Here is a 3,376-nt window from a genome sequence, read left to right on the forward strand (position 1 = left end):
TTGCTGGCGATGTCGACCGACAGCAGTCCGCCAGGCTCCGCCGTGCTGAAGTCGGGCTTGATGCCCTTGCCCCAGGAGGCGACGATCAGCCTGTTGCGATCGGCGAAGACGCCGTTGGGCGAGGCCAGCGCCGCGTCCTTGACGAACAGCTCCGGCCAGTTGCCGTCGATGCGGTCGTGACGCAACTCTGCCCCAGTGTACGGAATCGTACGTAACCGCCCACCATGTCAAACTTTATTGCCGGCAACGGTCGCTCGGCAGATAATCCTGCTGCGTGCCGGAGCCGGCGGACCGCGCGTTTTTTCCATGCGGGGTAAAGGCGCGGGTTCTTGGTTTGAGTTTGGTGAGACCCTACAGGTTTTGTCACTTGAAGAACCGATTTCCGCCGGACCCATAAATTCGTGATTGTCCACATTGCGCGGGAGGCAGTGCGAAATGGATGATGTAATGTTGAACGCCAGGGTTTGCCCCTGTGTTGAAGTGATCGAAGCCTGCGGCGAATGGTTCGTCCGGGTGGCCGAGGATGACCAGGAACTGACCCGATCATTCGAGCTGGAATCGTTCGCACTGGCCTATGCGGAAGGTCAGCGAATGCGGTTGGGGCTTGCCGACTTCAAGCGACTGTAAACCACCAGTAACCTTGCATCCTTGGCCCTTTGGCAGCCCATCACCAAGTGCGCATGGTCTAATCGGCGAGCTTGACGCCTGCATCCGCCGTCTCGTCCTTGAAGTTAACCCTCGTACCCTTCTGCACCATAGAGGCGAGGTCTTCGGCATCCCAGTTGGTCAGCCGGATGCAGCCGTGTGAGAAAGTCGCGCCGATCTTGCCAGGTTCGGGCGTGCCGTGAATGCCGTAGCTTTCGATCGAGAGGTCGATCCAGACCGATCCGACGGGGTTGTTTGGCCCAGCAGCGATGGTGAAAGGCCGCTTGGTCTTTACTCCCTTGAAAGCGAAGCGCGGATCGTAGTGATAAGTTGGATTGTGCACCACGCGTTTGATCTCTGCCATACCGCTCGGCGCCGGCTTCTCATCGCTCCCGATCGATGCCGGGTAGATTGCGAGCCATCTGCCGGAAGGATCGAGCACGCGCACCAGGCGGGCGCCCTTGTCGACCTCGACGCTGGCAACGGCCGCAGGAGGATCGCCCCGGCCAACGTCCGGCACCATCAAGGTCGCACCGGCCCTCCCGAAGCCAGCGTCGGGGTTGAGCCTTCGTAGCAATTGTTCGCTAATATGGAAGCGCTCCGCCAACCTCTCCACGGTGTTGCGATAGCCCAGCCGTGGCAGACGGGCCATCCTCTCCATGCGGGTCGGAATTCGCTTGGTAAAGCGTCCGCGCACATCCTTGCGCGTCACCTCATAGGCGATCAGGACCGGGCTGGCTGAGGTTGCCATCAGCCTGTCCCAGGTGTCCTGAGTGAGCTTGCCATCGGACGGGAATCCGTTCGCGGCCTGAAAGGCGCTCACCGCTCTGGCGAAGTTCTCTGAAAGGCGGCCATTGATCAGGCCCGGCGAGAATCGGGCACGATCCAGAAGGATCTGCGCTTTCAGTATGGCTGGATTGACGCCTTTGGGTGGGCCGACGCCGAATTGGGCCTGATTGACGGCGAGTCGGTCCAGCTTGGCCGCCTCCGTCCCCCCGCATGCGAGGGCGAGTGCCGCGGCGACGACAACAAGGACCCTAAACATCGATGTCAACTCCGGAGCTGCGCAGGAATCTGCGTCTATGACGCGGAAAGACCTTTCTGGTTCCGTCCGCCAACATCCGATTCATCGGCCGACCTTATGGAAAGGCCCGTCACGTCGATGTGGCGAGCCTTTTTCAGTGCGATAGGCACTGCAAGGTCAGGTCAGGATAAGGACGATCTTCAACGTGTCCGGATCGACGATGACGATCCGACCGTCGGCCAACACGAAATACTCGTAGGTTTCGTAGGCTGGTACGATCTTCACGATACGCGCCGGCAGACGATGCAACCGGATCTTGTGCCGGGGAACCTCAATGCCGACCGAAATGTCGAAATCGACATTGGACACCGGCTCGACCCTGGTCTCCTTGATAACCTGGGTGATCTGGGTTTTCTGTTCGACCGTGACATTGGTGATGGAAGCAGTCGACCCCTGATCAGTCTGTGTCGAGGCCTTGCCCTGAGCTTGCTCGTCGGTCTTCAGCTTCGTCTTGCCCTGGGCCTGCTGATCAGTGGTCGCACCTGCCTTGCCCTGGGCCTGCTCGTCGGTCTTCAGCTTCGTCTTGCCCTGGGCCTGCTGATCAGTGGTCGCACCTGCCTTGCCCTGGGCCTGCTCGTCGGTCTTCAGCTTCGTCTTGCCCTGGGCCTGCTGATCAGTGGTCGCACCTGCCTTGCCCTGGGCCTGCTCGTCGGTCTTCAGCTTCGTCTTGCCTTGGGCCTGCTGATCGGTGGTCGCACCTGCCTTGCCCTGGGCCTGTTCGTCCGTCTTGAGCTTGGGTTTGCCCTGAGCCTGCTGGTCCGTCTGGACCTTGGCCTTGCCCTGGGCCTGCTCGCCCATCTTCATCTTCGAGCCCTTTTGACAGTCGGCCGCGCCGGCCGCGCAATTGCTGTCGCCGCCCGACTGGGTTTCAGCCGGCTGCGTCTGAGCAACTGCGGCACCACATCCGATGCCGAGCGCCAGCATGCTGGTGATCAGAATATGTTTCATGGGAAATCTCCTCGAAAGCGTCAGTCCCTTCGTTGGGTAAACCTCAACGGAAAAACTTTGTTCCAGGCGAATTGAGCAAACCGACGGGCAGAAATTTGAAGGAACAAGCCACATCCGATGGCGTTAACGACCGTGAGACCCGGTTGCGAACGGCAGCCCAAGGGCTCTCCCACACTCGCTCACAACGGAAAGGAGACGATCATGAGGATGCATCTTACCAGTGCAGCGGCAGGACTTTTGCTACTCGCCGGTGTTGGCGCCGCCGCCGCTCAGGACGTGGTCATCCAGCCTGAGCAGGAAACGGTGATTAAGGAGTATGTGCACAAGCAGCCGCTGGCTTCCGTCAAGCTCCCTGGCGTGGAACTCAATGTCGGCACGGCTCTGCCAGATACCGTCGAACTTCATGAAGTTCCCAACGTCAAATATCGCTACGTTGTAGTCGACAACCAGACCGTGGTGGTTGATCCTGGCACCCGCAAGATCGTGAAGATTATTCAGTGATCCAAGTTCACCCAAGCCCGCCGCTTTCCGGAGTGGCGGGCTTTTCGCCTTGGCGCTTGGTACAAGGTCGGCCGGTCCAGGGCGTCGTCTAATTAGCCACAATGTTGGCGATCCTCGCCGACGAATGACGGTCCATCGGCTGTTGGCGAACGTCTCGGCGGAGCGGCGCCGAGGCGCCAGTTTTCATTCGAGCTTCAT

General features: G+C 60.0%; 4 protein-coding genes and 1 pseudogene. 2 read left to right on the top strand and 3 right to left on the bottom strand.

Features of this window, described 5'->3' with window-relative positions:
- Positions 1-185, bottom strand: a pseudogene (locus C8D77_RS37085) (SMP-30/gluconolactonase/LRE family protein); the annotation flags it as partial.
- A 250-nt stretch (positions 186-435) separates the two neighbouring features.
- On the opposite strand from C8D77_RS37085, the gene C8D77_RS37090 reads away from it, so the two are divergent.
- Complete coding sequence (locus C8D77_RS37090) at positions 436-627, top strand: hypothetical protein (protein WP_245468590.1); 192 nt, start codon at positions 436-438, stop codon at positions 625-627.
- Between the two features lie 58 nt (positions 628-685).
- On the opposite strand, the gene C8D77_RS37095 is transcribed toward C8D77_RS37090, so the two are convergent.
- Positions 686-1,690 carry a L,D-transpeptidase family protein gene (locus C8D77_RS37095; protein WP_109672929.1) on the bottom strand — a complete coding sequence of 335 codons (1,005 nt, stop codon included), beginning with the start codon at positions 1,688-1,690 and terminating at the stop codon, positions 686-688.
- A 156-nt stretch (positions 1,691-1,846) separates the two neighbouring features.
- Positions 1,847-2,677 (bottom strand): DUF1236 domain-containing protein, encoded by an 831-nt coding sequence (locus C8D77_RS37100; RefSeq protein WP_109672932.1) that lies wholly within the window; start codon positions 2,675-2,677, stop codon positions 1,847-1,849.
- 201 nt (positions 2,678-2,878) lie between these two features.
- On the opposite strand from C8D77_RS37100, the gene C8D77_RS37105 reads away from it, so the two are divergent.
- Positions 2,879-3,178, top strand: coding sequence for a DUF1236 domain-containing protein (locus C8D77_RS37105; protein WP_109672936.1), 300 nt, complete (start codon positions 2,879-2,881; stop codon positions 3,176-3,178).
- The last annotated feature ends 198 nt before the right edge of the window (positions 3,179-3,376 follow it).

Source organism: Mesorhizobium loti, from assembly GCF_003148495.1.
GTDB classification, from domain to species: Bacteria; Pseudomonadota; Alphaproteobacteria; order Rhizobiales; family Rhizobiaceae; genus Mesorhizobium; species Mesorhizobium loti.

Coding starts and splice junctions, on each gene's coding strand:
- C8D77_RS37090 (WP_245468590.1), top strand. CDS start 436: ATGGATGATGTAATGTTGAACGCCAGGGTTTGCCCCTGTGTTGAAGTG.
- C8D77_RS37095 (WP_109672929.1), bottom strand. CDS start 1,690: ATGTTTAGGGTCCTTGTTGTCGTCGCCGCGGCACTCGCCCTCGCATGC.
- C8D77_RS37100 (WP_109672932.1), bottom strand. CDS start 2,677: ATGAAACATATTCTGATCACCAGCATGCTGGCGCTCGGCATCGGATGT.
- C8D77_RS37105 (WP_109672936.1), top strand. CDS start 2,879: ATGAGGATGCATCTTACCAGTGCAGCGGCAGGACTTTTGCTACTCGCC.